21 protein-coding genes are annotated in these 26,595 nt (G+C 35.2%); 13 read left to right on the forward strand and 8 right to left on the reverse strand.

All coding sequences use genetic code 11. The features are described 5' to 3' along the window. Nucleotide 1 precedes the first annotated feature (1 nt). Entirely contained in the window at nucleotides 2-1,342 is a 1,341-nt protein-coding gene (locus JCM15579_RS13100; protein WP_172677431.1) for a carboxypeptidase-like regulatory domain-containing protein, read from the forward strand. Here JCM15579_RS13100 and JCM15579_RS13105 read toward each other — a convergent pair whose 3' ends face one another. Then, nucleotides 1,343-2,215, reverse strand: a complete 873-nt coding sequence (locus tag JCM15579_RS13105) for a DMT family transporter (protein WP_054720845.1) — start codon at nucleotides 2,213-2,215, stop codon at nucleotides 1,343-1,345. It lies immediately after the preceding gene. A gap of 368 nt (nucleotides 2,216-2,583) precedes the next feature. Between JCM15579_RS13105 and JCM15579_RS13110 the strand changes: the two genes are divergently transcribed. Further along, complete coding sequence (locus JCM15579_RS13110) at nucleotides 2,584-5,283, forward strand: TonB-dependent receptor (RefSeq protein WP_054720847.1); 2,700 nt, start codon at nucleotides 2,584-2,586, stop codon at nucleotides 5,281-5,283. A gap of 263 nt (nucleotides 5,284-5,546) precedes the next feature. On the opposite strand, the gene JCM15579_RS13115 is transcribed toward JCM15579_RS13110, so the two are convergent. Beyond that, nucleotides 5,547-6,728 carry a MalY/PatB family protein gene (locus tag JCM15579_RS13115; RefSeq protein WP_054720849.1) on the reverse strand — a complete coding sequence of 394 codons (1,182 nt, stop codon included), beginning with the start codon at nucleotides 6,726-6,728 and terminating at the stop codon, nucleotides 5,547-5,549. A 115-nt stretch (nucleotides 6,729-6,843) separates the two neighbouring features. Between JCM15579_RS13115 and JCM15579_RS13120 the strand changes: the two genes are divergently transcribed. After that, entirely contained in the window at nucleotides 6,844-7,947 is a 1,104-nt protein-coding gene (locus JCM15579_RS13120) for a pyridoxal phosphate-dependent aminotransferase (protein ID WP_054720851.1), read from the forward strand. A 267-nt stretch (nucleotides 7,948-8,214) separates the two neighbouring features. On the opposite strand, the gene JCM15579_RS13125 is transcribed toward JCM15579_RS13120, so the two are convergent. Beyond that, complete coding sequence (locus tag JCM15579_RS13125) at nucleotides 8,215-8,799, reverse strand: hypothetical protein (RefSeq protein WP_054720853.1); 585 nt, start codon at nucleotides 8,797-8,799, stop codon at nucleotides 8,215-8,217. Nucleotides 8,800-9,247: 448 nt separating this feature from the next. On the opposite strand from JCM15579_RS13125, the gene JCM15579_RS13130 reads away from it, so the two are divergent. The 4 genes from JCM15579_RS13130 (at nucleotide 9,248) to JCM15579_RS21535 (ending at nucleotide 14,947) form a co-directional block, all read left to right on the forward strand. Further along, the gene (locus JCM15579_RS13130) at nucleotides 9,248-10,240 is read left to right on the forward strand and encodes a lytic transglycosylase domain-containing protein (protein ID WP_054720854.1); all 993 of its coding nucleotides are present in this window, start codon (nucleotides 9,248-9,250) and stop codon (nucleotides 10,238-10,240) included. A 63-nt stretch (nucleotides 10,241-10,303) separates the two neighbouring features. Further along, complete coding sequence (gene uvrA / locus JCM15579_RS13135) at nucleotides 10,304-13,132, forward strand: excinuclease ABC subunit UvrA (protein ID WP_054720883.1); 2,829 nt, start codon at nucleotides 10,304-10,306, stop codon at nucleotides 13,130-13,132. A gap of 148 nt (nucleotides 13,133-13,280) precedes the next feature. Next, on the forward strand, nucleotides 13,281-14,237 hold the full coding sequence (locus JCM15579_RS21530) for a threonyl--tRNA ligase family protein (protein ID WP_245625898.1): 957 nt from the start codon (nucleotides 13,281-13,283) through the stop codon (nucleotides 14,235-14,237). A 17-nt stretch (nucleotides 14,238-14,254) separates the two neighbouring features. Further along, complete coding sequence (locus tag JCM15579_RS21535; protein ID WP_245625899.1) at nucleotides 14,255-14,947, forward strand: uridine kinase family protein; 693 nt, start codon at nucleotides 14,255-14,257, stop codon at nucleotides 14,945-14,947. Between the two features lie 295 nt (nucleotides 14,948-15,242). Here the strand turns inward: JCM15579_RS21535 and smpB are convergent, their stop codons facing one another. The 3 genes from smpB to JCM15579_RS13155 all read right to left on the reverse strand — a co-directional run bounded on the left by smpB (nucleotide 15,243) and on the right by JCM15579_RS13155 (nucleotide 16,982). Further along, on the reverse strand, nucleotides 15,243-15,689 hold the full coding sequence (smpB, locus tag JCM15579_RS13145) for an SsrA-binding protein (protein WP_054720856.1): 447 nt from the start codon (nucleotides 15,687-15,689) through the stop codon (nucleotides 15,243-15,245). A 33-nt stretch (nucleotides 15,690-15,722) separates the two neighbouring features. Next, a complete protein-coding gene (locus JCM15579_RS13150; protein WP_054720858.1) occupies nucleotides 15,723-16,313 on the reverse strand; it encodes a hypothetical protein in 591 nt (196 codons plus the stop codon). A 93-nt stretch (nucleotides 16,314-16,406) separates the two neighbouring features. Further along, a complete protein-coding gene (locus JCM15579_RS13155; protein ID WP_054720860.1) occupies nucleotides 16,407-16,982 on the reverse strand; it encodes a Yip1 family protein in 576 nt (191 codons plus the stop codon). 211 nt (nucleotides 16,983-17,193) lie between these two features. Here JCM15579_RS13155 and miaA point away from each other — a divergent pair, with 211 nt between their 5' ends. Continuing rightward, nucleotides 17,194-18,108 (forward strand): tRNA (adenosine(37)-N6)-dimethylallyltransferase MiaA, encoded by a 915-nt coding sequence (gene miaA, locus JCM15579_RS13160; protein ID WP_054720862.1) that lies wholly within the window; start codon nucleotides 17,194-17,196, stop codon nucleotides 18,106-18,108. Here the strand turns inward: miaA and JCM15579_RS13165 are convergent. Further along, complete coding sequence (locus JCM15579_RS13165; RefSeq protein WP_054720864.1) at nucleotides 18,105-18,740, reverse strand: cysteine hydrolase family protein; 636 nt, start codon at nucleotides 18,738-18,740, stop codon at nucleotides 18,105-18,107. The two genes, miaA and JCM15579_RS13165, sit on opposite strands and share 4 nt — an antisense overlap. A 192-nt stretch (nucleotides 18,741-18,932) precedes the next feature. Between JCM15579_RS13165 and JCM15579_RS13170 the strand changes: the two genes are divergently transcribed. The 5 genes from JCM15579_RS13170 (at nucleotide 18,933) to JCM15579_RS13185 (ending at nucleotide 25,070) form a co-directional block, all read left to right on the forward strand. Further along, nucleotides 18,933-20,021: a sensor histidine kinase gene (locus JCM15579_RS13170; protein ID WP_083464676.1), complete on the forward strand. Its 1,089-nt coding sequence runs from the start codon at nucleotides 18,933-18,935 to the stop codon at nucleotides 20,019-20,021. Between the two features lie 21 nt (nucleotides 20,022-20,042). Then, nucleotides 20,043-20,396, forward strand: coding sequence for a LytR/AlgR family response regulator transcription factor (locus JCM15579_RS20875; RefSeq protein ID WP_218186167.1), 354 nt, complete (start codon nucleotides 20,043-20,045; stop codon nucleotides 20,394-20,396). After that, nucleotides 20,372-20,746, forward strand: a complete 375-nt coding sequence (locus tag JCM15579_RS20880) for a LytR/AlgR family response regulator transcription factor (RefSeq protein ID WP_218186168.1) — start codon at nucleotides 20,372-20,374, stop codon at nucleotides 20,744-20,746. The genes JCM15579_RS20875 and JCM15579_RS20880 overlap by 25 nt, the downstream gene beginning before the upstream one ends. Nucleotides 20,747-20,969: 223 nt before the next feature. Further along, nucleotides 20,970-21,797: a hypothetical protein gene (locus JCM15579_RS13180; RefSeq protein ID WP_054720868.1), complete on the forward strand. Its 828-nt coding sequence runs from the start codon at nucleotides 20,970-20,972 to the stop codon at nucleotides 21,795-21,797. A gap of 153 nt (nucleotides 21,798-21,950) precedes the next feature. Beyond that, entirely contained in the window at nucleotides 21,951-25,070 is a 3,120-nt protein-coding gene (locus JCM15579_RS13185) for an ATP-binding cassette domain-containing protein (RefSeq protein WP_054720870.1), read from the forward strand. A gap of 452 nt (nucleotides 25,071-25,522) precedes the next feature. Here JCM15579_RS13185 and JCM15579_RS13195 read toward each other — a convergent pair whose 3' ends face one another. Continuing rightward, the gene (locus JCM15579_RS13195; RefSeq protein WP_054720875.1) at nucleotides 25,523-26,425 is read right to left on the reverse strand and encodes a DMT family transporter; all 903 of its coding nucleotides are present in this window, start codon (nucleotides 26,423-26,425) and stop codon (nucleotides 25,523-25,525) included. Between the last annotated feature and the right edge of the window lie 170 nt (nucleotides 26,426-26,595).

A 26,595-nucleotide genomic window follows, 5' to 3' on the forward strand; every position in this document is an offset into this window, starting at 1 on the left:
GTTGAGATTGAAATATGAACGATTTTTAGTCTATTTCGGTAATAAAATGACCGGAAAGGAAGAGCATGCTTTTGAAAAATCTGTAATGATGGATGATTTCGAAAGTGATGCTTATGATGGCTTGTCTACACTTAGTTCATTGGAGATGGAGCAAGATTTGGAAGAATTGAAACTGAGTTTGGAAAGTAGGGTAAATTCCAAGCAAAAGAAAAGATTGATTTGGGTGCCTTATGCAGCAAGCATTATAGTCATTCTTGGATTGAGCTTTGTTTTGTATTTTATTAATCAAACCCCAAGAGTAAATGAATTGGTTAGTCAGGATATTGAACAAGCTACACCAAAACAAAAGAAAGAGAGTATCCCGATCTTAAAAGAGGATAATCTTAAAATTAAGGCAGTTCAGCAAATAGAAGAGTTAGAAGAAGTTGAACTTGTAGAAGAAAAAGGAATTGATGTTGCCGATCTTGAAGTTCAAATAACAGATGAGGAAGAAGAACAGCAACTTGCACAGGAAATAAAAGATGAGGAGATAGAAAAGAGCGAACCAATTCTTAAGGCTCTAAAAGTTAAGGAAAATCAACCTTCAAGAATTGTTAGCAATAAAGTTGAAAAAGCTCTATCTAGCAGAGTAGCAGGTGTGGCTGCTAACAAAAGGGATTCAGGAGTTAGAATCAGAGGGTTTGCAACAATTGCTAATGATGAAAATGCAAGGAAAATTTCCGGACTTGTAGTTGATAAAGAAAAAATACCAATTCCTGGTGTAATGATTGTTGTGAATGGAACAACGAAGGGAACCATGACTGATTTAGATGGGAAATTTGTAATGAATCTTGCGGATACCAATTCCAACTACAAACTGACAGCTTCTTTTGTTGGTTTTGAAACCAAAGAAGTGGAGATTGCTGACTCATTGTTGGTTGTTTTGGAGCAGGATGCTGTTGAGATGGATGAAGTAGTAGTTACAGCCTACGGATCTGAAAAGGGAAAAGCTTATGCAACAGGATCTGTATCTGAAGTTAAAATGGATAAACCAATTAAATCTTGGAATAAAGCAATGCCTTCTCAATCGAAGAGTATTTCGATATACAAAGAGAATATAGTTTCAAGTCTAAAATCAGAATTTAAAACTGAATTAACAGGTAAATATAAATTTAAAGTTTCTTTTATCGTGTATAGTTCAGGATCTATAGGGGATGTTAAAATTAAAGGCGACAATAACCTGAATCTAAACGAAAAAATTAAAGAATTAATTAATAATGGAGAAAAATGGATTCCAGCAAAATCCAATGAATCTCCTACTGATTCGAAAGTTCGATTTACTCTTCGTTTAGACTTTGATTAATTACTTTTTGTTGATTAAGTAAACTCCTAATAATATTCCAGACATGTATGTAAGATGGAGAAGTGTAATATTCTCTCCATCAACTACTCCCCAGAAAATTGCAAATATGGGAATGATATAAGTAACCGAAGAGGCATATACGGCAGAAATATGTCTGATTAAGCTATTCATTAATAACATGGCCATTGCGGTGCCAATAATTCCTAGCGCAGCCAAAGCAAGAAAATGAAGTGGCCAATTGGGAGTAGCAAATACAGGCTGAAAATCTGTTGTTAAAAGATAAATTAACGCTGCTGGACCCGTAAAGAAAAATGAAAGAGATGTAATCTGAACTCCTGATAAATGTGAAAGTTTGGCTTTAATTGTATTAATGTTGATGCCATAAAATGATGTAGCAAGTACAATTAATAAAGCGTAACTATTTATACTACCAAAGTTCAATTCTTTGCCAGAAGTTATCAGGCCAAGAGCTCCAATAAGGCCGACTACTAATCCTATTGTTTGCAACCATTTAAATTTGGTTTTAAAAAATAAAATTCCAACCAAGAGTGTAAAAAGTGGGGTTAATGAATTTAGCATTCCTGCCAGTGCACTGTCTATTTGAGTTTGTGCCTTCGTAAATAAAAATGCAGGTATAAAACTACCTACAAATCCTGCCACGAGTAAACTCGGTAAGTCTTTTCTCTGAAGAAATTTTAAGTTCTTAATTGAATATGGAAGCAGTACAAGTGAAGCCAATAGCATTCGAATTCCGGCAGCTTGTTCGCTGCTAAAACTCTTCAAGCCTATTTTCATTAGTATAAATGAACTTCCCCACACAAAAGCCAAAAGAATAAGAATACTAATTTGAAACCAAGGTTTTTTCCAGTGCATGTTGTTAAGATTTAGGAACTTCAAAAATACGCTAATTTATTAGGTGACCAAATATTGATTGAATGGGCTGGTTTCTGGAAATTTTAAAGTTATGATTTGTCGCATTATGGGCATTTTGAATCAAATCTTTTTTTTTGATTGATGAAAAAATTGACATCGAATTAACCGTTTACCGAAGTTTTTAACTGGATGATAATATAGCCTTAATATTCTGATAAAGCTTATCTTATGAAGCTTTGCTAAGCTTGCAGTGTAGAATTTAACTGGTGATAATTAATATTGATTTTTAATTGTAAGTGGCTTAACTTCTATCTTTTATAAACTAATTGTTTTATTACTTGAAATTTATTACTCTAAAATTTAATTCAATGAAAATTTTACAAAGATTGCTTTTTGTAATCGTAATGCTTGTCTTTTCAGGCTTTACGTTCGCACAAACAACAATCACGGGTGTGGTACTTGATGCTCAAACAAAATTAGCACTACCCGGAGCTAATGTTGTTGTGAAAGGAACTACGCAAGGAACAACTACCGATATCAACGGTAAGTTTACTCTAAATGTGGAACAGTCTACAGGTCAATTGGTAATTTCATTTATCGGTTATGAGTCTATGACTATGGCATATAATGTCAATCAATCTTCCAACTTAGGCGAAATTCTTTTAGGACAAGATTCAGAAACCTTGGCAGATATAGTTGTTGTAGGTTATGGTGTAACCGATATCGCAAAGGATAGGCAGACTCCTGTTGCAGTGACTACTATTAAAACAGATGAAATTGTTGAAAAAGTAGGGAATCAGGAATTCCCAGAGGTGATGAAAACTGTACCTTCTGTTTTCGTTGTTAAAGGTGGTGGTTATGGCGATGCTGAAATGACTGTTCGTGGGTTCGAACAGAAAAATACAGCAGTTCTAATCAACGGTCAGCCTGTTAACGATATGGAGTGGGGTGGTATTTACTGGTCAAATTGGTCTGGTTTGCAAGATATCGCTTCAGCTGTTCAGGTTCAAAGAGGATTAGGTTCTTCAAAATTAGCTATTTCTTCGGTTGGAGGTACTGTAAATATTGTTACCAAGACAACAGAAAGAGAAGCTGGTGGATTTGTTAAATCTTCATTTGGTAACGATGGATACCAAAAATATACAGCTGCTTACTCAACTGGTTTGAATGAAAAAGGTTGGGGAGCAACAGTTCTTCTTTCACACTGGCAGGGCGATGGTTATATGGACGCAACAGAGGGTAAGGGACAAACTTACTTCTTCTCTCTTGGGTACAAACCTTCGGAACAGCATCAGTTCAACTTCATGATTACAGGAGCTCCACAGTGGCACCATCAGGATTATCAAGAGAGGATTTCTACTTACCAAAAATATGGTATGAAGTATAACTCTAACTGGGGATACAAGAATGGTAAAGTATTCAACTTTTCAAGAAACTTTTATCACAAGCCAGTAACCAACTTCAACTGGGACTGGAATATCAATGAGAAAACATCTTTGTCAACCGTTGCTTATGCATCGTGGGGACTTGGTGGGGGAACTGGTACTTTAGGTACACCTCATTACTTATTACCAGATGATGAGAATGGTTTGATTAGAGTAGATGATCTGATTAAGGCTAACTCTGGACAAACAGTTGATGGTTTTAATGCAGTTGGACCTTGGGATGGAAGTTCTTTGGACAGCAAGAATGCTTATTGGGATGGCAAGCGTGTTGTAACTGAAAGAGGCGGAGGAACAATCCGTCGTGCTTCAATGAATTCACATAGTTGGTATGGATTGGTGTCTAATATTAACCACAAGTTTAATGAGAATTGGACGGCTGATTTTGGTATTGACTTAAGAACATACCGTGGTCTTCATTACCGCGTATTAACAGATCTTTTAGGTGCTGATGCATACTACGACAATACCGACGTGAATTCAGCAGGTAACTTTGTTACATTCGCCGTTGATCCTAAACCTTGGGATATTAATAACTTTAAAAAAGCCACTAAGATTGACCGTAACTTTGACTCTAAGATTAAATGGACTGGTTTCTTTGGACAGCTAGAGTATACTAATACTATTGTTTCTGCTTTCGTTCAAGCATCGGCTTCCAATCAAAAGTACAAGAGATACGAGTATATGGAGATTCCTTCAAGTGAAAGAGAATCTAGTTGGGAAAATAAATGGGGCTACAATATCAAAGGAGGTATGAACTGGAACATTGATGAAAAACACAATGTGTATTTCAATACAGGTTACTACTCAAGACAGCCATTCTTCTCTGATGCTTTCCCAAATAGTTACACCGAATTTGCCAATGTTTACAATGATCTTGATAACGAAGGCATTTTTGGTTTAGAATTTGGATATGGTTTTAAAACCCAATATTTCACGGCTAAGGTGAATGCTTATAGAACTCAATGGAAAGATCGTTTTAACCGATTTTCAGATTCAAACAGAAACTTTGCCAGAGCATTGTTAGATCAATTGCACAAAGGGGTAGAATTGGAATTTGTTGCTCGTCCAACTACAAACTTGAAGGTGTTTGGTTTATTATCATACGGAGACTGGAAATATCAGAATAACAGCGTAGGTTTAACTTACGATGAGTTAGGGAATCCTCTTGATGATGATGGTGATGGAAAACAAGATGAAACCATGCTTTATTTAAAAGATGTAGAAGTAGGTGGAGCTCCACAATTTAGTTCTCGTTTAGGTGCTGATTACAAAATTACTCAAGGACTTTCTGTTGATGCAGATTGGTATTTCTATGATAAGATGTTCGCATATGTAGATCCAGAAGATTATGACTCTGAAGGTTCAAAAAACTTAGAGTATCCTAATTACAGTTTATTTGATGCTGGAGTATCTTACAAATGGTATTTTGAAGGTGGACAATCGCTTCGTTTTCGTTTTAATGTGAACAATCTTTTCGATACTGAATATATCTCAAGAGGTTATTCTGCAAGACAAACAAGTGATGATCCTAGTGTAGATACCTACAACGGAGTACGTGTTGACAATACAGTAGAATTTGGTTTTGGAAGAACTTGGAATGCAAGTCTTACCTTTAAATTCTAAAAAAAATCTCACATCAGTACCTTGGAGAAGGATAGGTTAGTAATTATCTATTTATAACTGATGGGTCACCGGGGGAAGCTCCGGTGATTTTTAATATACAAAAACCCCGGGAATAGTAAACCCGGGGTTTTTCGTGTGTATAACAGACTATCGTTGTTTTTTGCAGAAAATCAACTTTAATTGATAATCATTAGGGTGATTTCCGATTCTGTTTAATCTTCTATCTATTTATTCCTCAAAAACCGAAAAGGTAACCCTGATAATTAAAGTTTTTTTAATTGGGTTACGCTTTGTTGTAAAATGGTCAATCCTTTTGTTAACATAGACTTTGGACATCCTATATTGAATCTCATATAGCCATTTCCTTCTTTCCCAAAAGTAGTTCCCTTATTTAAGGCTAAACCTGATTCATTAATCAGAATCTGGTTGAATTTTTCTGAGTCAATATTCAGAGCTCTACAATCTAACCATAACAAATAAGTAGCCTCCGGTGTAACCAATTTAATTTCTGGAATATTTTCTTCAAGAAATTCTCGAACGTAATCTACATTGGATTGTAGATATTCCATAAGCTGATCCAACCATTCAGCTCCATGTTCATATCCTGCTTGCATGGCAATATGTCCAAACAAATTACCAGAGTCTAGGTGCATGGCACAAAGCAGCTTTTCGTAAGTTTTTTTCAATTCCTGATTAGGAATAATAATTACCGAACTTGCTAAACCAGCTACATTGAAAGTTTTCGAAGGAGCAATGCAAGTAATAGTTCTTTGAGCCAAATCCTCTGATAAAGAGGCAAGAGGTATGTGTTTGTGATTCTTGTAAATTAAATCCTGATGAATTTCATCGGATATAATAAGGAAATCATATTTTTTTGCGATTTCTCCAAGTTGAAGAAGCTCATCTTTTGACCATACTCTTCCTACCGGATTATGAGGATTGCTAATAATTAAGGCTTTTAAACCATCTTTGGCAAGTTGTTCCAAATGCTCAAAATCCATTTGGTAAGAATCTTCGGTTCTAATTAATGGGTTATGAACCAAACTGCGCTCCGTATCATTTATAACATGAAAGAATGGATGATATACCGGTGGTTGAACAGCAATTTTATCTCCTTTTTCGGTCAGGCTCATTAACAACAAGGATAGAGCAGTAACTACTCCAGGGCTGGAGGAAATCCATTCCTCTTTCACTTCCCAGTCGTGACGGTTTTTAAGCCAGTTTTGTACACTTAAAATACAATCTTTACTACGGAATGAATATCCGTAAATTGCATGTTTGGCTCTTTTTAATATGGCATTTGAGATACAGTCCGGAACATTAAAATCGGTATCTGCTACCCAAAAAGGAAGCAAATCATCTTTCCCAAAATATTGTTCAAGCTTGTCGTATTTTACCGAGTTGGTATTTTTACGATCTATAATTTTATCAAAATTGTATTTCATTATTATTGATTTTTAGGAAAAGTTAAAGTATAAAAATTTATAGAGTCTTTAAAGCAGCTTTTAAAATTTGCGAATAATGTTTAGGTTGATTTATTTCGTAGAAAACTTATAGGACATGAAAATCAGAAAGAGTGGTGCTAAATATTCTGCAATTGTTGGAATTGGCGAACGAATCAGAAAAATGAGTCAGGAAACCGGTAATGAGTTTTTGTTATTAAATCGGGGCGTGAACTCGGTTTGTAACATTGATTTAAATTCTGTTGTTGACGAATTGGATTTTAATTCGAATGAAATGCAGGTTTATCCTCCATCACAGGGAAGATCAGAGTTGAGGAATGCCATTAATCAGCATTACTTTGGCAATCAGTCGTCGGTTGATAACATTGCCATAACCGGAGGAGGTATGTCAGCACTCGATTTGGTATTCCAAACCATACATGTGGACAAGGTGTGTTTGCCTGATTATTACTGGGGTTCATATGTTCAGGTAATGACGGTTAGAGGAATGGAATCTGAAACCTATGCTGATTTTAATACTGTAATTGAAAATATAGATTCTTATAAGAACAGAGCAGTGATCATCTGCGATCCAAATAATCCTATTGGAAACAAACAGGCTGATGAAAATATTTATAAAACAGCCAAAATATTAAGCGATCATGGAGCAATTGTGATTATTGATTGTCCGTACAGAAGGATTTTTTGTGGAGAAGAAGACTTATTTTTCCAGAAATTAAGTCAGTTGGAAAATGTAATTATTGTTGAAAGTTTTAGCAAATCGGTAGGCTTAAGCGGACAACGATTGGGTTTTGTGCATAGCACAAACAAAGAGTTTGTGAATGAATTGGGAATTCGCCTAATGTATGCAACAAATGGGATAAATGCTTTCTCTCAATTAATGGTAGCCAAATTGCTAAGCTCTGATAAAGGACAGATTGTAATGAAAAGCTTTAAGGAGCGCACTTGCGAGGGAATAAAGAAGAATATAGAATTTTTGGAAAGCAAAAGCTTGTTGGCAAAAGAGTTTTATAAGGATTCAGAACCTATTGGAATATTTGTGATTGTTAACAAATCGGAGGAGGAGCTTCTTGAGGCACGAATAGGAAGTGTGTCATTAAGTTATTTTACAAGAGATAAGAAGGAGTTTGCTTCTCAGTTTGCAAGGATTTGTGTCTCTGTTCCACACGAAAAATTCAAAACTTATTTCGATAGGTTGTAGATTTCGAATAAGTTGATAGGTAGAGTTTATTAAAAAACACTCCGCATATAAGAACTGAACGATATAGAAGAGTTGTAAGGTTTAATTGTTGTAAATTAAATATTACAACTCTTTTTTTACCCATGAATCAGGAAGTTCGTATGGAGAAGCTTAGGGCAAGAAAATCAATAGGTTCTTATAATCGAAAGCAGCAAAAGTGAATGTTTTTGTAACAAGAATGAATGATTGAAGGGAATTGAAATAATTCTTATTTCAAGCAGATTTACTTTATGGAAGTTCTTTACCCGATTCTGAAAGCAATTCAATCAAACCTGATCCATAAATGCCTAATTCCCAGTAATGACGATTCGTACAGCCAGATGGGCAATCGCCCCAGCCATAGCTATATATCAATTGAATGAAATCAGGATTGAAATAAATGATCTCTATATGAGATCCATCACCAATGCAGTTGGCAGCTTGCGCTTTCTTAATAAAGGTAAATTTTTTCAGTTTACTGGCTAAGGATTCCTGATTGATTCCTGTACCAGTATGAACCATATACTGTGTTTCTCTGATAGAATCCAACTGCAAATCATATTCGTTAATTAGCAAATCCAAACTTAAATTATCCGAGAAACCATAACTCTTCCAGGAATTAAAATTTTCATTTGTGGTATCTATTGAGATCCTTGTTTTGTGTAGTTTTTCAGGACACAAGGCATGCACATTGTATTTTCTGATATCCGAAGAAGCTGTTGAAATTGAATCAAGATAAACAGTTTGAAGAGCTGCTAAAATTGGTGCAAAATGATATTCTTTAAATTCTATTTCTGATAACTCTTCCATTTCCTGATTGGTATAAAAATCCATACAAATCAGCTTTGCATCATCTAATAAAATTTCAAAAATTGAATCTGAGACTCGGGAATCTTGAATTACTTGCGTAGGAAATTTTCCGCCGTATCACTGTCACAGGCATAAAAAAGGTATACCCCGAATAGCAACATATACAGCATGCAGTTTTTCATACGATTAAAAATTAGGTGACTGGTTAGGTCATAAAATGATGATGTTTGGGTTGATGTTGAATAAATAACCCGACATTATTTAAACAACGAAACATTATTCATTTTGTTGTTTAAAGTTACAACCTTCTGGTGAGTAAGTAAAGAGCAAATTTTGAAATGTTTAGAAAAAATTAAATTTGAACTTGACGAACAGTTGAAATTTATTGGTGTAAAGATTTGTTAAAAGAAAACATTTCTTCTCTTAATCGAGTAGAATATTTTACATTTGACAATCTTAAAAACCAACAACCGTGAATACATATCGACCTTTAAAAAATATTTTAGCTTTAATTGTTGTTTCGGGGGCTGTTTATCTTACTGCCCAGCTATTTAATTACTCAACCGTAACCGACCGAGACAAAGATCCTGAAAATAGCGAATACATGAGTCGCTATAATGTGTATGCATTAAAAACACCCGATAAATTAACTTTTGGTGATGAAATCGTTCCGATGAACAGGTGGGATGTAAAGGAGTCACTCGATAGGGAATTATTGGTGAATACCTATTGGCAATCTCAAACTTTATTGTTCTTAAAACGAGCCAATCGTTACTTTCCAATTGTTGAACCCATTTTAAAAGAACAGGGAGTTCCTGAAGATTTTAAATATTTGGCCTTAATCGAAAGTGGATTTGTGCCAACCATTAAATCACCGGCCGGGGCAGTTGGGGTTTGGCAGTTTATGAATGGAACGGCCAAAGACTATGGTTTGGAAGTATCAGCAGAAGTTGATGAACGATACAACATCGAAAAGGCAACTGTTGCGGCGTGTAAATATCTTAAAGATTCGTACAAAAAATATGGAAGCTGGACCTTGGTAGCGGCTTCTTACAATGCTGGGCGAAGATTTGTTGATAAACAATTAAAGTTACAAGATGCCGGAGATTACTATGATTTGCTTTTGGGTGAAGAAACAGGACGATATGTATTCAGGATTTTGGCCATTAAAATGATTATGGAGAATCCTACTGCATATGGTTTTAAATACCGCGAGTCGGATTTGTACCCAGAAATTCCAACTCGAAAAATTACAATTAAATCTCCTGTGAAGGATTTTGCCGTGTTTGCTAAGGAAAATGGAGTAAACTATAAGGTTTTAAAATACTTTAACCCATGGTTACGAAGAGAATACCTTACAAATAAATATAAAAAAGAGTACGAAATTACACTTCCTGCCAAAGGATATATTAATTTTGCATTTTCTGATTATAAAAACCCTGATGGTTCAGTGTCAGAGAAATAGATTGTTGGATTTGCAATAGGAGATTTAGATTTGAGTTCCAAAAAGAAGAAAGAAGTAAATGGTATAGAACAGCTCGAAACTGGAAGTGTTGATGTGTTTGGAGCAAGAGTTCATAACCTTAAAAATATAGATGTAAGTATTCCTCGTAACCAACTTTCGGTGATTACCGGATTAAGTGGTAGTGGAAAATCTTCATTGGCATTTGATACAATTTATGCTGAAGGTCAGCGTAGATATATCGAAACATTTTCTGCATATGCCAGACAATTTCTTGGTGGTATGGAACGTCCCGATGTGGATAAGATTACAGGCTTAAGTCCGGTAATTTCTATCGAGCAGAAAACAACCAACAAAAATCCACGCTCTACAGTAGGAACAATTACCGAATTGTATGATTTCCTTCGTCTGTTGTATGCAAGAGCCGGCGTTGCCTATTCTTATGAAACTGGCGAGAAAATGGTAAAGTATACCGATGAACAGATCATCAATTTGATTCACGAAAAATTTAGTGAGAAGAGAATTTATATTCTTGCACCTGTTGTAAAAGGGCGTAAAGGGCATTACAAAGAACTGTTCGAGCAAATTCGCAGAAAAGGATTTTTGTATGCCAGAGTGGACGGAGAAATTGTTGAATTGTTGCATGGTTTTAAGGTTGATCGTTATAAAAATCACGATATAGAAATACTAGTTGATAAACTGGTTGTTGAAGAAGTTGGAGATAAACGCCTGAAAGAGTCTGTACAAACCGCCATGAAACATGGTAAGGGTATTACTATGATATTGGATAAGGATACCGATGAGGTGAAGTATTACAGTCGCCTTTTGATGTGTCCATCTACTGGGATATCATACAATACTCCAGCGCCACATAGTTTTTCTTTCAACTCTCCTCATGGAGCTTGTCCAAAATGTAAAGGTCTCGGTCGAGTAAATGCGATTGATATGGAGAAAATTATTCCAGATCAAGCATTAAGCATTCGTGAAGGCGGGATTGTGCCTTTGGGCAAATACAAAAACAGTTTGATTTTTTGGCAGATAGAGGCCATTGGGCGAAAGTATGGTTTCGATATGAATACTCCAATTGAAGAAATTCCTGACGAAGCCCTAAGTATAATTCTAGATGGTTCCAGCGAAACATTTAAACTTGAAAATACTCCTTTGGGAGCATCGTCGAATTACTTTTTGAGTTTTGATGGTGTGATAAAGTATATCACAAATCAGGAAAGTAATGGAACTTCTAAGAAAGCCAAGAAATGGGCTGAACAATTTGTGAAAACAGATGCTTGTTCTGCTTGTGATGGAAAGCGATTGAAGAAAGAGGCTTTACATTTTAGAATTCATGATAAAAACATTGCTGAATTAGCCGAAATGGATCTTGGTTTATTGGGTGAGTGGTTTCAAGATTTGGAACAACACTTAAGTGATAAGCAGAGAAAGATTGCCATTGAAGTTTTAAAAGAAATCAGATCTCGTTTGGGATTTCTTTTGGATGTGGGGCTGGAATATCTTTCTCTTAACAGAAGTTCAGTAACACTTTCGGGAGGTGAATCGCAACGAATTCGCTTGGCAACACAAATTGGTTCACAGTTGGTTAATGTACTGTACATTTTGGATGAGCCAAGTATCGGTTTGCATCAGCGCGATAATGAAAGATTGATTCAATCCTTACAGCAATTAAGAGATTCAGGAAATTCTGTAATTGTGGTTGAGCACGATAAGGATATGATAAAATCTGCCGATTATGTGGTAGATATGGGACCTTTTGCAGGTAAACATGGAGGTGAAATTGTTGCCGCTGGTAATCCTGAAGAAATTGAAAAAGGAGATAGCTTAACGGCTCAATATCTGAATGGAGAGCGAAAAATTGAAGTACCATCAGAACGAAGAAAAGGAAAAGGGAAAAGTATTGATTTAAGAGGTTGTACAGGTAATAACCTGAAGAACGTTGATGTAAGTTTTCCACTTGGAAAGTTCATTTGTGTAACTGGAGTTTCGGGAAGTGGTAAATCGAGTTTGATTAATGGTACTTTGCAGCCAATTTTGTCGCAGCATTTTTACCGATCGGTAAAAGATCCTCTTCCATACGAAGATTTGGATGGAATTAAGAATATCGATAAGGTAGTGGAAGTAAACCAAGCTCCTCTTGGTAAAACTCCTCGCTCGAATCCAGCTACCTACACCAATGTTTTTGGCGATATTAGAAAGTTGTATGAGAAATTGCCTGAATCGCAAATTCGAGGTTACAAAGCGGGTAGGTTTTCTTTCAACGTAAAAGGAGGAAGGTGTGAAACCTGCCAGGGAGCAGGAGTTCGTTCCATTGAAATGAATTTCTTGCCAGATGTGTATGTTCATTGTGATGAGTGTAATGGCAAGAGATACAATCGAGAAACTCTTGAGGTGCGTTACAAAGGAAAATCAATTGGCGATGTGCTTGATATGACCATTAATCAGGCTGTGGATTTCTTCGAAAATATACCGGCAATTCTAACAAAATTGAAAGTTTTACAGGATGTTGGTCTGGGATACGTAACACTTGGACAACCATCAACAACTTTATCAGGAGGTGAATCTCAACGTGTAAAACTGGCTACAGAATTGGCTAAAAGAGATACTGGAAAGACCATGTATATTTTGGATGAGCCAACAACAGGCTTGCACTTCGAGGATATCAGAGTATTGTTGGATGTTCTAAATCGATTGGTCGATAAAGGCAATACAGTTATTGTGATTGAACACAATATGGACGTGATTAAAGTTGCAGATCATGTAATTGATATTGGTAAAGAAGGAGGTCGAAATGGAGGTGAAATTCTTTTTGAAGGCACGCCAGAAGAGTTGGCTGAATGTAAGGAGTCATTTACGGCTAGATTTTTAAAAGAAGAACTGCAATAAAATATATCAAATCCCCGCAAGGGATTTTTTTAACCCAAATTTCCATGATTAAGAAAATTAAAGATTTTCAAAGAAGGCTGATATAGCATAATTATTATCTTTATACAACTGTTCTGAATGTATAGGATAGCCATTAAATCTACAACTCATGGGGAAATTAATAGATATTTACTTTGAAGATCTTGATGAAAAAAGATCTTATGCCGTAGGAACCAACCTGCAAACCATTTTATCAGATGTTGATGTAAAATTGAATGGACCAGTATTGGGTGCTATGGTAAATAATAAGGTGAAAGAACTTACCTACGAAATATATAAACCTAAAAATATTCGTTTTGTTGACCTTACGCATCCTGCAGGAAGAAGAATGTACATCCGATCCTTGTGTTTTGTGTTGTATAAAGCGGTAAGGGATTTGTATCCTGGAACAGGTTTTAGGTTGGAGCATTCTGTTTCGAATGGTTTGTATTGTAGGTTGACGGATAAAAATATCGTATTGACTCCTGCAGATATTGATAAAATAAAGAGCAGAATGAAAGAAATCATAGCTGCCGATATGCCATTTATACGTGAGGAAATCGAAACGGAAAAAGCGATTGAGATTTTTGAAAATCAAGGCCTGAAAGAGAAAACAGGATTGCTTCAAACAAGAGGAAATTTGTATACCTCAGTGTATCATTTGACTGATTGCGCTGATTATTTCTATGGATATCTTGCACCTTCTACAGGTGTGTTAAAAGTTTTTGATTTGCAACATTTTTATCGTGGAATGCTTTTGGTGAGTCCTAAAAGAGATGAGCCATCGGTTGTTGAAGAGCGAATTGATCAAGAGAAAATGCTGAAAGTATTTAGTGAATACAAGCGGTGGGGAAAAGTATTGAATATTTCGAATGTTGGTGATTTGAATCGATATGTGGCTGAGAATAACATTTCTGAAATGATTAAAATTTCTGAGGCTTTACATGAAAAGAAAATTTCTCAGATTGCTGATAAAATTAGAAAGTATAGGAAAAGAATTAAGTTGATTTTGATATCCGGGCCATCATCATCGGGGAAAACAACATTTGGAAAACGATTGGCTATACAGTTGAAAGTAGCTGCTTAAGTCCTGTGAATCTTTCGATGGATAATTATTTTGTGAATAGGGAACTTACGCCAAGGGATGAAAATGGTGATTATGATTTTGAGGTTCTTGAAGCTTTAGATGTTCAGTTGTTCAATCAAAACTTGGTTGATTTGATGGCAGGAAAAGAGATTGAATTGCCAAAATTTTCGTTTGAAACAGGGCAAAGGTATTACGATGGAGAGAAGTTAAAGATAAATGATAAACAAGTGCTGGTAGTTGAGGGGATTCATGCCCTGAATCCAGGACTTACTCCATTAATTGCTGACGAGTCAAAGTATAGAATCTACACTTCTGCCCTTACCTCAATTTCAATCGATGGTCACAACAGGATTCCTTCTACTGATAATCGACTAATAAGAAGAATTGTTCGTGATTACAAGTATCGAAATTATAGTGCGTCGGAAACTATTAGCAGGTGGCCAAGTGTTCGAAGAGGCGAAATGCGAAATATATTTCCTTTTCAGGAAGAGGCGGATGTGATGTTCAATTCGGCATTACCTTATGAATTGGGTGTTTTAAAAAGATTTGCAGAGCCAATTCTAAAAGAAGTGCAGCCAAATCAGCCCGAGTATTCCGAAGCAAACCGACTTTTGAAGTTCTTTAGTTACTTTTTACCAATTTCAGAGGAAGAGATTCCACCAACATCTCTGATGAGAGAGTTTTTAGGAGGAAGTACATTCGACTATTAAATTGTTAATAACTTTTTCACCTGTTTATATCAGTCCTGTTTTTGCTGTTAATATCCCATTCGGCAAAGACAGGATTTTTTAGTTATTAACAAGTGAAAGCTCCTTAAACAAAGGTAGTCAGGAATTATTAACAAATTATCAACAGTGTTGATAACCTGTTAATTTCTTGTTAGTAAGCTGGGGTGTAATAGAAAGCCCGAATCTTGAGAAACGGGCTGCAAATATAGAAGAAAATATCTTTGATTTGTGTGTTATAAGAGAGAAAATTTTGAGAAAAAAATGGAAAAATAGCTAACTATCTCTTCATCATACGGTCTATCTCTCGCTTGTGATCTTTTTGTTTTAAGCTTTCGCGTTTGTCGTAGTGTTTTTTTCCTCGGCAAAGTGCAATTTCCATCTTTGCAAAACCTCTTTCGTTAATGAAAAGACGAATTGGAACAATGGTAAGCCCCGATTCTTTTGTTTTTCTGTCCAGCTTATTTAATTCTTTTCGGTTAAGAAGGAGTTTTCTTTCTCTTTTTTCTTCGTGATTGTAGTAGGAACCAAACTTGTATTCCGAAATGTGCATTCCTACCACATACAATTCGTTACGAGTGAAATAGCAATAAGAATCAACCAAGCTGGCCTTCCCAGCACGAATTGATTTGATTTCGGTTCCAAAAAGTTGAATTCCGGCTACAAATTTCTCAATGAATTCGTACTCGAAACTGGCTCTTTTATTTCTGATGTTAATATTCTGCATCGTTATATCTTAAATTCCATGCAAATTTAGTATTTAAATTGTTAATGGAAGCCTGAATAGAATTGAAAACATTCTTTCAAATATTAAAGGAAGAACAAGTATTAAGAGACTTGCCATAACTGTAAATCCTGGGCGCTTATTGTTAGCTATGGGTAAAATAGAAGTAGTTCCCAACCACAATATTCTGATGAAGTATAGTTCCAATAATAGACAGATCTGATTCAAGAATGAGAATGGTGTAAACAATTGGGCCAATCCATGAAAAATACAGAATATAGAAGCGCTGTAAATTACAAGTTTAAAAATCACATTTTCATTGATTTTAAACTGGAAATTTGGCATAAGTAAAATGATTAGTTTAGCTGCACAGTATAAACCTAAATTAAGAGCTAAAAAATCAACAAATAATTTTGAACCAGCAATTAATACATCCTTTGTGTGAATGTAAGTGCCTCCTGCAGCAATAATTGCACATAAGGCAATCACCGGAAAGGAGAAGTTTCGGAATAGCTCTTTGGTACTTGAGTTTTCAGGAGCGATTCTTTCCCATTCTCTTTTTGGAGTAAGTAGCAGATTACGTGTTCGAAAGAGTGAATTTATAACTCCTTTTGAATTGTATCCCATTTTTGAATAGTCTTGTTTGATAAAGTCAAAATTAAACAAGTTTTTACAATAGAGAAGAAATTATGATTTTTTAGAATGGATTTATACTGTAATTTAAAAGCCTAAAAAGTTAGCTGTTCCTAGAAATAATGCGCCCATAACTGCGTAAATAGAAAGTAAACCAATTAGAATAAATGTAAAATAACCCGATCTTCTTCTATCGGGAACGTTTAAAATTGGTGTTATTCCTTTGTATAATATATAGAAGCTATATAATCCAAAAATAGTTAGGTAGTTTATTGTAGGAAAAAGGAAGGCAATCGAATTAAAAATAAATCCTGGAGTATAGGAAAATGCAACCAAAACAAATGATCTCTCAAATCTTTCCTTTTTGGTAGGAAGAACTGTAAAAGGTCTTATTACTAATGATGAGATATAGATTGATGTGATAGATAGAATGAATGTTGTTATGGATGAAAATAAAAACATGTCGACATGATCTGCAGGATTGTTTTCAAAAATCATAAATCCTATAAAGTTACATGCAGACATGATAAATGCTAATGGAACTATCAGCACAAACATGAGTTTGTAGCTTTTAATATTGACATGATCCAGAATTGAAATCCATTCCTTTTCAGGAGAAATTAGCAGGCGAAAAGTGTGTTTGTAGGTTGCAAGAATTGTCATATTGATTGTCTGGTTAGTGAAATCAAAAAACTTAGAGTAATTTTGTTGCCGAATTCTGAATTTTCGACCTATTTAAGATAGGCATTATCCTGAAAATGAAACGACCATTATTAAATAATTATTTAATTCAAGGTAAGTTTCATGTGATAACTAGAAGAAAATTTAAACACATGAAAAATCGGATGGTTATTTCGATTAAAATTTAATGAAGATGCATTACAATTTATTGGTAGTTCTGGGAGCAACAGCAACGGGCAAGACAAGTTTGGCGGTTAATTTGGCTAAAGATTTCAATGGTGAAATTATTAGTGCTGATTCTCGTCAGATTTATCGTGGTATGGATTTGGGTACAGGAAAGGATATTGAGGAGTATGTTGTGGATGGAGTTGAAATACCTTATCACCTAATAGATATTGCAGATGCAGGTTATAAATACAATGTATTTGAGTTTCAGCAAGATTTCGTTAAAGCCTTTGAGGATATTTCATCCAGAAAAAAGCTGCCAGTGGTATGTGGTGGTACAGGAATGTATCTTGAAGCAGTTCTGAAAGGTTATAAATTAATAGCAGTTCCTAAAGATCAATCTTTTAGAGATGAGATGGAAAGTAAATCGCTTGAAGAGCTTGAGGTAATACTTCGATCATACAAAGATTTACACAATAACAGCGATTTAGAAACAAAGAAAAGGGCTATTAGAGCCATTGAAATTGAGAGATATTACGCGGCTAATCCTCAGATTGATATGGATTATCCAGAAATGAATCCATTATTGATTGGAATAAAATTCGACAGAGAAAGCAGACGAGACAGAATTAGCTTTAGATTAAAGGAACGCCTAAAATCAGGAATGGTTGAAGAGGTAGATGGATTGTTAAAATCTGGAGTATCTGCAGAAGATTTAATTTACTATGGATTAGAGTATAAGTTTCTTACCCAGTATGTAACAGGGCAAATTACATACGATGAAATGTACTCTGGATTAGAGATCGCAATTCACCAATTTGCTAAGCGCCAGATGACCTGGTTCCGAAAAATGGAAAGAAGTGGTAGTAATATTCATTGGTTAGATGGTTACATGCCACTCGATGAAAAAATTGCCAAGGTAAAGGAGTTGTTCAATGCTTAAGCAAGGTATTCAACAACTTTATCATATGAAATGCGTGTAATGCCAAGTTCATCCCATTTTTCAAAAGGGAGTGGGATGTTCGGAAGCTCTTTTATTGCATCTTCAATTACATAAACTTTAATCCCTCTTTTTGCAAGTCCAACTGCTGCACAATCGACACACACATTTGTGGTGACACCATAGACAAAAACAGTTGTTGGATTGATCTCTTTTAATAAATTATCGGTATTTGGATTGCCTTCGAATACATCAAATGCATCTTTTCGAATAATGATGTTTCTTTGAAGAGTAGCTTCTCTCAACTCATTTTCGTTGTATATTTTGTTCCAAAGAATTTTTGGACAGTTTTCTTTGGGATTGGTTTCAGAAATGTACTCCGCGCCTAAAGAGTTTGCCATGCAATGTTCTGGAAAAGTATTTACAAAATCAGGATTTGAAGATAGTTCGGCAGAATTGCTGTAATGATAATCCGCTGTGTTAATTACTTGAATGTTATTGAATTCAGCCAATTTTGTAATTGCCGCAAGAGTGGGTTGAATTTCTTCTGCATTTTGAGCATAAAGTTTTCCATTCTTACTCATGAAGTCGATTTGAGTATCAACGTTCCAAAACAAGATATCTTTTGTAAACATATTTGTAAGTCTTTCTTTTTAATAAAAATACAACCGATTCTATCCTATTCAAAATAGATAAGAACTATTAATCCAAAGATATCGGAAAATTAAGGCTTTTTGTCATGGATTTTGCAGTCGATAACGAATATATTTTAATGTCGTAATGAACTTTTCTAATTTAAATTTTGAAAATCGACACGAACACAATAAATGAACAACATAAGAACCATATCCCGTAGCAGGATAATTTATCATATACTTTTTTGGGTGGTTGCGGCAGTATTTTGGTTGCTAACCATGTTTGTTGCTAGTAATTTTAAAAATATACTAAAGATTGAACCAGTATTGATGACTTTGGTTTTTAATCTTTGTTTTGCGGCAGCAGTCTATGTAAATCTTTTGATTTTAATACCATTTTTGTTTAAAAGGCAGCGTTTTTTTCTTTACGTTGTTTCAGTATTTGCAGTAATATCTGGGGCAGCTTTTGTAATCGATTTTTTGCTTGTATATCCTTTAAATAGTTTTGTTCAAGGTGAACAATATTTCGAGGAATTGACCTTTGTGGTTTGGGTAAATTTTGCAATATTCACCTTAATTTATGTCGGCATTACTTCTGTATTATCGATGACACGAGAGTTAATTGTTTTACAAAAAGTAACTACTAAATTTCAGGATATTGAAAGGGAGAAACTGGAAGCAGAATTAAAAGCTCTTAAGGCTCAGATAAATCCTCATTTTTTATTTAATACCCTTAATAACCTATATTCACTTACTTTAGATAAATCAGATAAAGCACCAAACTTGGTGTTGAAATTGTCTGATATGATGAGGTACATTTTATATGAATGTAATGATAGATATGTTTTTGTAGATAAAGAATTGGATTTTATTAAGAACTACCTGGATCTACAAAAAATTAGGTTGGATGATACCTTTCCTGTAAGTATAAATGTAAAAGGAAGTGCTTCTCAAAATAAAATTGCGCCTTTGTTGTTCGAACCATTAATTGAAAATGCATTCAAGCACGGATCATATGGTAGGAATAACAATGGATTTGTAAATATTCTATTTAACTTTGAAGAGAAGGATAGAATGGAATTGTCAATTGAAAATCGATTTGATAACAAATGGCAAGATGAGGAGCGAAAAGAAAAAGGGATTGGAATCAAGAATGTTACTCGTAGATTAGAGCTGTTGTATCCGGATAAACATGATTTGAATATCTCAAAACAAAATGACTTGTTTAAAGTGAATTTACAAATTGATTTATCGGAGCAAAACGGATTGAGTAATATTTAAACTCTGAAAAAAACAAAACGCATGAAGTTGAAGTGTTTAATTATAGATGATGAGCCATTGGCACAAAGAGTACTGGAAAAGTATGTTTCGGAACTCTCAAGTTTGGAGTTGAAAGGGAAGTGTAGTGATGCCATTGAAGCTATGGAGGTTCTTCAGCAAGAATCGGTCGATCTGATTTTTTTAGATATTAATATGCCAAGATTGAGTGGAATTAATTTTTTAAAGTCCTATAAAAATCCACCAATGGTTATCATTACCACGGCATATACAGAATATGCATTAGAAAGCTATGAACTGAATGTACTGGATTATTTGAAAAAACCTTTCTCATTTGAACGTTTTTGCAAGCGGTGCAAAAGGCAGAAGAGAAAGTAAAAGTAGTTGCAGAATCTCAGGAAACTGGTAAGGATGAGTTGGAATATATTTTTGTAAAGGCAAATAAAAAAACAATCAATATCAACCTGGATGCCATTCAATATGTTGAAGCATTAGGGGATTACGTTAAGATTTTTACCAATGACGGGCATGTAGTTACTTATCAATCCTTGAAAGGGATTGAAAGATTATTGCCGTCAGCCAAATTTTATCGCATTCACAAGTCCTATATTGTAGCTTTGGCAAAAATAAAATCGATAGAGGGAAATATGGTACATATGGATAAAGGTACGATACCAATAGGAAATAATTACAAGCAGGGATTTTTCCAAAGGATTCATCCCGTGTAATTTTTATAATCAAGTCTGTTTGAGTAAGTGAAAGAGTCGATTTTCAGCATCGGCTCTTTTTTTTGATGTGAAAAAGGATTGAATTTAAGGAAAACGCAATTTTTAGGTGTAAGAACTAAAAAAGAAGTCAAATATAATGCTCAATTATGCTAGGAATTAGCTGCTATTTCTTAAATTTAGGCTTTGATAAATTGAATCCGATCAATATTAAATTTAAAAGACTATGAACAGACGTGCTATTTCTCGTTATACCTTTATTCTTTTCGCTTTAGCTTTAAGTGTTGTAGCTTGTAAGCCAGTTGATAAGAAGAAAAGTGGTGAACAAACAGTAAAACCATTATTAAAGAAAGCTATTGAAAGTGAAGTGAAAGATGTAGTTTATCCCTTACCAACTACTTTCGAATTGACTTCTATGTTGAATCGTATTGGAGCTGACTATATTCTTGGTTTATCAAATTCTACAGATAACGCTGATAAATATTTTACTGAAAAAGCAAGAGCTCTTAATCTTGGTGTTTATGGTGCTGATTTAAGTTATGCAAGTACATACAATCGCAAGCAAGAAACTATGTTGTTTCTTAAGGCATCTAAAACATTAATCGATAATCTTGAGATTACAAGTGCTTACAACAAAACTCTTGTTGATGATGTAGAAAAAAATCTTGATGATAAAGATCAATTGGTAAAAGTAATTACCAACTCTTTCTATGATACTTATGAGTTTTTGAACAAGAATGGAAAGGCGAACTTATCTTTATTGGTTGTTAGTGGTAGCTTTATCGAAGGATTATACATTGCAACTCACATTTCAGAAAATACTTATGCAAACCCTGAAATCGTGAAGGTAATTTTCGATCAGAAAGCTTCTTTGGAGAAATTATTAGAGGTTCTTGAACCAGAAAAGAAAGATCCTAATGTTTCAGCCTTAATTGCTGAATTTACAGGACTAAAAGCTAGTTACGACAAAGTTGTAGAAGGAAAAATGACTGAAGTACAATTAAATGAAATTATTGCTAGCGTTGCAAAATTAAGAAACAATATTGTGGAGTAATCATATTACGATAAAGATGTTAGAGCTGCCTTCCAATTTGGGAGGCAGTTTTTTTGTGTCAATTAAGCTAAAAATGCAATCTTTTGTAAAGAAATAAATTGTAATTTTAGAGACAGCGCAGATCTGCCAAAAAACCATAATTCATATTTGTACATGGGGGAATCGATACTAAATGCTCTAATGCACCTGTTTGCAATTGTTGCCAACACAAAACAAGAGGGTGTTTCTGGTAAAGGAAGAATTATTGTAGAAAGCTTTTTAAGTCGTTATGTGAATTCTGAGATTCAGGATGAATACTTGCGATTGTTCGAGAATTATTCGGAATTTTATCGTCGCGAGATGGAGTATCAGGCTATAACTTATGCCCGTCAGGCAGATATTCTTTCATTAGCAGAGGCTTCTAAAGTTTGCAACAAGGTAAAAGCTGAATTGATACAAGAAGAAAGATTAATTGTATTGCTTCGCTTGATGGAGTTCGTTTACGAAGATAAAAAGGTAAGCGAAAGCGAGTTTGAGTTCATTAGTATTGTTGCAGAAAATTTCAAGATTACACGTTCCGAGTTCATTAATTGCCTTGCATTTGTTTGGGGAGATACGGTAGATGATTTTGATAAACGCAAATTCCTGATTATAGATAATAAGGTTACCGAATGGTCGGATAACTTGTCTTGGTTTATGAAAAAGGAAGCCAAGAAAAAAGAAAACGAAACCAAGCATATGTATTGCGAAAATTTGTATGGACGAATTATCGTAATGTACATCGAAAGTGTGAACTTGTTGGTGTTTAAATATGAAGGTGAGTTGAATCTTTATCTTGAGGGCAACAAAATTATCTCTGAAAAAACCTACCAATTGGGGAATGGTTCTATCATAAAGGGCCCCAATATCAAGTCGATTTATTTCTCAGACATTGCTGCCAAATTTCTTGAAGAAGAAAAGCAGGAAAAAATCATTTTTTCGGCAAAGGATATCGAATTCAAATTTAGAAATTCGAACAACGGAATACAGAAATTTAATTTGTCCGAAGAAAGTGGTCAGTTGATTGGTATAATGGGAGGTAGTGGTGTTGGAAAATCAACTTTGCTGAATGTTCTGAACGGAAATCTTACGCTTAATAATGGTGAAATTAGAATTAACGATTTTGACATCCACCGAAACAAGCTTGCCATTCAAGGTTTAATTGGTTTTGTGCCACAGGACGATTTGTTGATTGAAGAGCTTACCGTTTTTCAAAACCTTTACTATAATGCCAAACTTTGTTTTAAAGATTTTACCGAGATTCAGATTCTGAAAACCGTCTTAAAAATGCTTCAGGATTTGGCTTTGTATGAAGCGAGAGACTTGAAAGTAGGAAATCCGCTAAACAAATTCATAAGTGGAGGACAACGTAAACGACTGAATATTGGCTTGGAGTTAATGCGCGAGCCTGCCATTCTTTTGGTCGATGAGCCAACATCAGGACTTTCGTCTACTGATTCGGAAATGGTAATGAAGCTGTTAAAACAACAGACTTTAAAAGGAAAGTTGGTGATTGCCAATATTCACCAACCATCGTCAGATATCTTTAAAATGTTCGATAAGCTTTGGATTCTGGATAAAGGCGGTTACCCAATTTACAATGGGAACCCCATTGATGCCATTGTTTATTTTAAGACACAGAATTCGCAGGTGAATGCTTCGGAAAGTGAGTGTGTAACCTGTGGGAATGTAAACCCAGATCAGATTTTACAGATCGTAGAGACCAAATTGATCGATGATCAAGGGAAACCAACACGCGACAGAAGAGTCTCTCCTGAGAAATGGTACGAGAAATACTTGGATAATATTGAGTCAAATCACCAGCCTTTAAGGGCAGAAAAAAAGCTGCCGCAGAGCGATTTTAAGATTCCTGGCAAGGTGAAACAATTCTCCATTTTCTGGATTAGAAATGTATTGTCAAAACTAACCAACAAGCAGTACCTAATCATCAATCTTTTTGAGGCACCATTGCTGGCAATCATACTTGGTTACTTTACCAAATACACGGCAAATGGGGCTTATGTGTTTGGAGAGAATAAAAACTTCCCGGTGTTCCTGTTCATGGCAGTTGTGGTTTCTATGTTTTTAGGACTTACGGTTAGTGCCGAAGAAATCATAAGGGACAAGAAGATATTGCAGCGCGAAAAGTTTTTGAATTTGTGTAGAATTAGTTATCTCGCATCCAAAATCATGTTTTTGTTTGTGTTATCTGCCATTCAATCCATATTGTTCGTTCTGCTGGGGAATTTCATACTGGAAATTGAAGGAATGACTTTTGCTTATTGGCTGGTGCTGTTTACAACAGCTTGCTTTTCGAACTTGGTAGGTTTAAATATCTCTGCAGGATTAAATTCGGTTATTACCATTTACATTTTGATTCCATTGATATTGGTTCCACAGCTTTTGCTTGGAGGGGCAATGATTAAGTTTGATGATCTTCATTATGGTGTTACCGACAAGGTGTATGTTCCTATTGTAGGGGATTTGATGACCACACGTTGGACTTATGAGGCACTTGCAGTTACTCAGTTTAAGGACAATGAATTCGAAAAGCACTTCTTCGATCATGAGAAAGGCATTAGTGATGCTTCGTTTAATAGTTCATTCTTGATTCCTAAACTGGAGTCGGTTCTTTTAGATTGCGAACGTAGCATAGAGTTCGAAAAGGATACGACAGAAACTCAAGCTCATTTTAAAATGCTGCGCGATGAGATTAGGCAATTGGCTGATAAAGCAGGATTGGCCGTTTTTCCTGAATTGAATCAGTTAAATCTTAAAGATTTTAATTTGAATGTCGCCGAACAAACCAAGAGCTTTTTAGATCAGGTTGAGTTGTATTATTTAGGAATGAGTAGCGAATCGGGATACAAGAAAGATTATGAGTATTCTCGTTTGGTTGATTCGTTGGGACGAGATGGAGTGTATGAGTTTAAACAAAACTATTACAATCAGGCATTGGCCGATTTGGTTTTGAATAGAAACGAAGTGAACAAGATGATTGAGGTGGATTATCAATTGATTCAAAAGAAAGATCCGATATTCATGTCGCCAGATTCGAAGTTTGGTCGCTCACATTTCTACTCGCATGCAAAGCGAATTGGAAATTTCTATATTGATACCTTCTGGTTCAATCTGGCTGTGGTTTGGTTGGGCACAGTACTGTTGTTCTTCGCGCTTTGGGCCGATGTGCTGCGCAAAATGATGAACTACTTCGAGAGCATTAAGTTGGTTCGCAGAGAGAAGAAAAGAAAATAGAATCAATTACGAATTAAGAAAACCTGACAGCGTCTATAAGACCTGTCAGCGTTTAATGAAAATATTTGTAGCGCTATTATGTTTTGTTGTATAGTTTTTTAATAAATGAATACTTTCTTCCTGATATTACTATTGAGTTCCCCTTTCCTTCTAATAGCGACCTATGTAATGACAGCAAGACATAAGTCGTTTTGGAGGATATTTACAGTGCATACAATAGCATTTATAGTATATATGACATTTGTAATCAATTATTCAAAATTAATAACAGGACATGATGAATATGGACTTGGGCAACTTGGTCTCGCAATTTTATTTATTGTTGGACACATAATTCTAGGTGTTGCCCATGGTGTATTTTTATTAATCAAGAAAAGAAAATCAATTAAGAAAGCCTGACAGCGTTTGATAAAAAATAATTGTAGAGACGTAGCACTGCTACGTCTCTCTTTTTATATGGATCTTCGGTTCAAATAGTTCACCAATAACAAACTACTCGCAATCACCATCATCCCCATAATTGAAACGGTATCCGGATTTTCATCCGGTAATATCATCCAGCTTAGGAAGGCACCAAAAATTGGAATGATAAATTTCCAGGTGTTTAGGTTCGATACCTTTACGTTCGGGCGCTGAAGCAATCCGAACCAAATGGTAATGGCAAAGGCCGATACCATAGCCAACCAACCAAGAGAGATCCAGTATTCGCCAGGTAAATTAAAATTCCACGATGGATTTTCGATAGGAAGGGAAGCCAACATCAATCCAATTCCTCCAATAATCATCGAGAAGGAAGCCAATACTCGTGGAGGCATATCTTTTGCATCACGCGATACAATTACATTTCCCGTGCTACCTACAATGTTATTCAGAATCAGAATTCCAACGCCAAGTGGAATGGTGGTTGAAAAAACAAAGTCCGATCGTCCAAGGCTAATGATACATACTCCTGTCATTCCAAGAAGAATGGCACCAATTTTCTGCCAGCTCATTTTGTCGTTGCTCAACATTAGGTGTGCCATAATGGCTGCGAAAAGTGGCTGTGCTCCAATTAGCATGGCACCCAGTGCTCCGGGCACATAACTAATTCCCATGTAGAATAATCCGTACAGAAAAGTAGTTTGCAAAAGCGCTACCCATAGCACGAACTTCCATCTTCTTTTCGATTCCAGTATCTTAAACTTTAAATCTTTAATAAAAGGGAGTATCAACAAGCCTGATATAAAGAAACGCAAACCTGCAAACTGCAATGGAGTGGTGTATTTCAATCCAATTTTAATTGCGGTAAAGGGAGTTGCCCATAGCAGGCAGGCAAATATTGCCAATACTGTGGTTGATAGGAAGAATTTCTTCATAGGGATTAAAAATTTTCTGCAAACTTAGGGATTTTTGGCTGATTGATAAGGAAAAGAGAGTTTTAATGCTTAAAAGATTAACTTAAATTGTAAAAAAATGAATAATCAATAAGAAAATATAGAAAATACAATGTATATATAGATAAAACATTAAGGAATAATAAATTATA

Origin of the sequence: Marinifilum fragile JCM 15579, assembly GCF_001310955.1 — a bacterium.
GTDB classification, from domain to species: Bacteria; Bacteroidota; Bacteroidia; order Bacteroidales; family Marinifilaceae; genus Marinifilum; species Marinifilum fragile.

Excerpts from the sequence above, each read along its gene's own strand:
- miaA (WP_054720862.1), top strand. The coding sequence starts at position 17,194 with ATGCATTACAATTTATTGGTAGTTCTGGGAGCAACAGCAACGGGCAAG.
- JCM15579_RS13110 (WP_054720847.1), top strand. The coding sequence starts at position 2,584 with ATGAAAATTTTACAAAGATTGCTTTTTGTAATCGTAATGCTTGTCTTT.
- JCM15579_RS13150 (WP_054720858.1), bottom strand. The coding sequence starts at position 16,313 with ATGGGATACAATTCAAAAGGAGTTATAAATTCACTCTTTCGAACACGT.
- JCM15579_RS21530 (WP_245625898.1), top strand. The coding sequence starts at position 13,281 with ATGGGGAAATTAATAGATATTTACTTTGAAGATCTTGATGAAAAAAGA.
- JCM15579_RS13115 (WP_054720849.1), bottom strand. The coding sequence starts at position 6,728 with ATGAAATACAATTTTGATAAAATTATAGATCGTAAAAATACCAACTCG.
- JCM15579_RS13195 (WP_054720875.1), bottom strand. The coding sequence starts at position 26,425 with ATGAAGAAATTCTTCCTATCAACCACAGTATTGGCAATATTTGCCTGC.
- JCM15579_RS13180 (WP_054720868.1), top strand. The coding sequence starts at position 20,970 with ATGAACAGACGTGCTATTTCTCGTTATACCTTTATTCTTTTCGCTTTA.
- JCM15579_RS13120 (WP_054720851.1), top strand. The coding sequence starts at position 6,844 with ATGAAAATCAGAAAGAGTGGTGCTAAATATTCTGCAATTGTTGGAATT.
- JCM15579_RS13155 (WP_054720860.1), bottom strand. The coding sequence starts at position 16,982 with ATGACAATTCTTGCAACCTACAAACACACTTTTCGCCTGCTAATTTCT.
- JCM15579_RS13170 (WP_083464676.1), top strand. The coding sequence starts at position 18,933 with ATGAACAACATAAGAACCATATCCCGTAGCAGGATAATTTATCATATA.
- JCM15579_RS13185 (WP_054720870.1), top strand. The coding sequence starts at position 21,951 with ATGGGGGAATCGATACTAAATGCTCTAATGCACCTGTTTGCAATTGTT.
- smpB (WP_054720856.1), bottom strand. The coding sequence starts at position 15,689 with ATGCAGAATATTAACATCAGAAATAAAAGAGCCAGTTTCGAGTACGAA.
- JCM15579_RS13105 (WP_054720845.1), bottom strand. The coding sequence starts at position 2,215 with ATGCACTGGAAAAAACCTTGGTTTCAAATTAGTATTCTTATTCTTTTG.
- JCM15579_RS20875 (WP_218186167.1), top strand. The coding sequence starts at position 20,043 with ATGAAGTTGAAGTGTTTAATTATAGATGATGAGCCATTGGCACAAAGA.
- JCM15579_RS13165 (WP_054720864.1), bottom strand. The coding sequence starts at position 18,740 with ATGTTTACAAAAGATATCTTGTTTTGGAACGTTGATACTCAAATCGAC.
- JCM15579_RS13125 (WP_054720853.1), bottom strand. The coding sequence starts at position 8,799 with ATGGATTTTTATACCAATCAGGAAATGGAAGAGTTATCAGAAATAGAA.
- JCM15579_RS21535 (WP_245625899.1), top strand. The coding sequence starts at position 14,255 with ATGGATAATTATTTTGTGAATAGGGAACTTACGCCAAGGGATGAAAAT.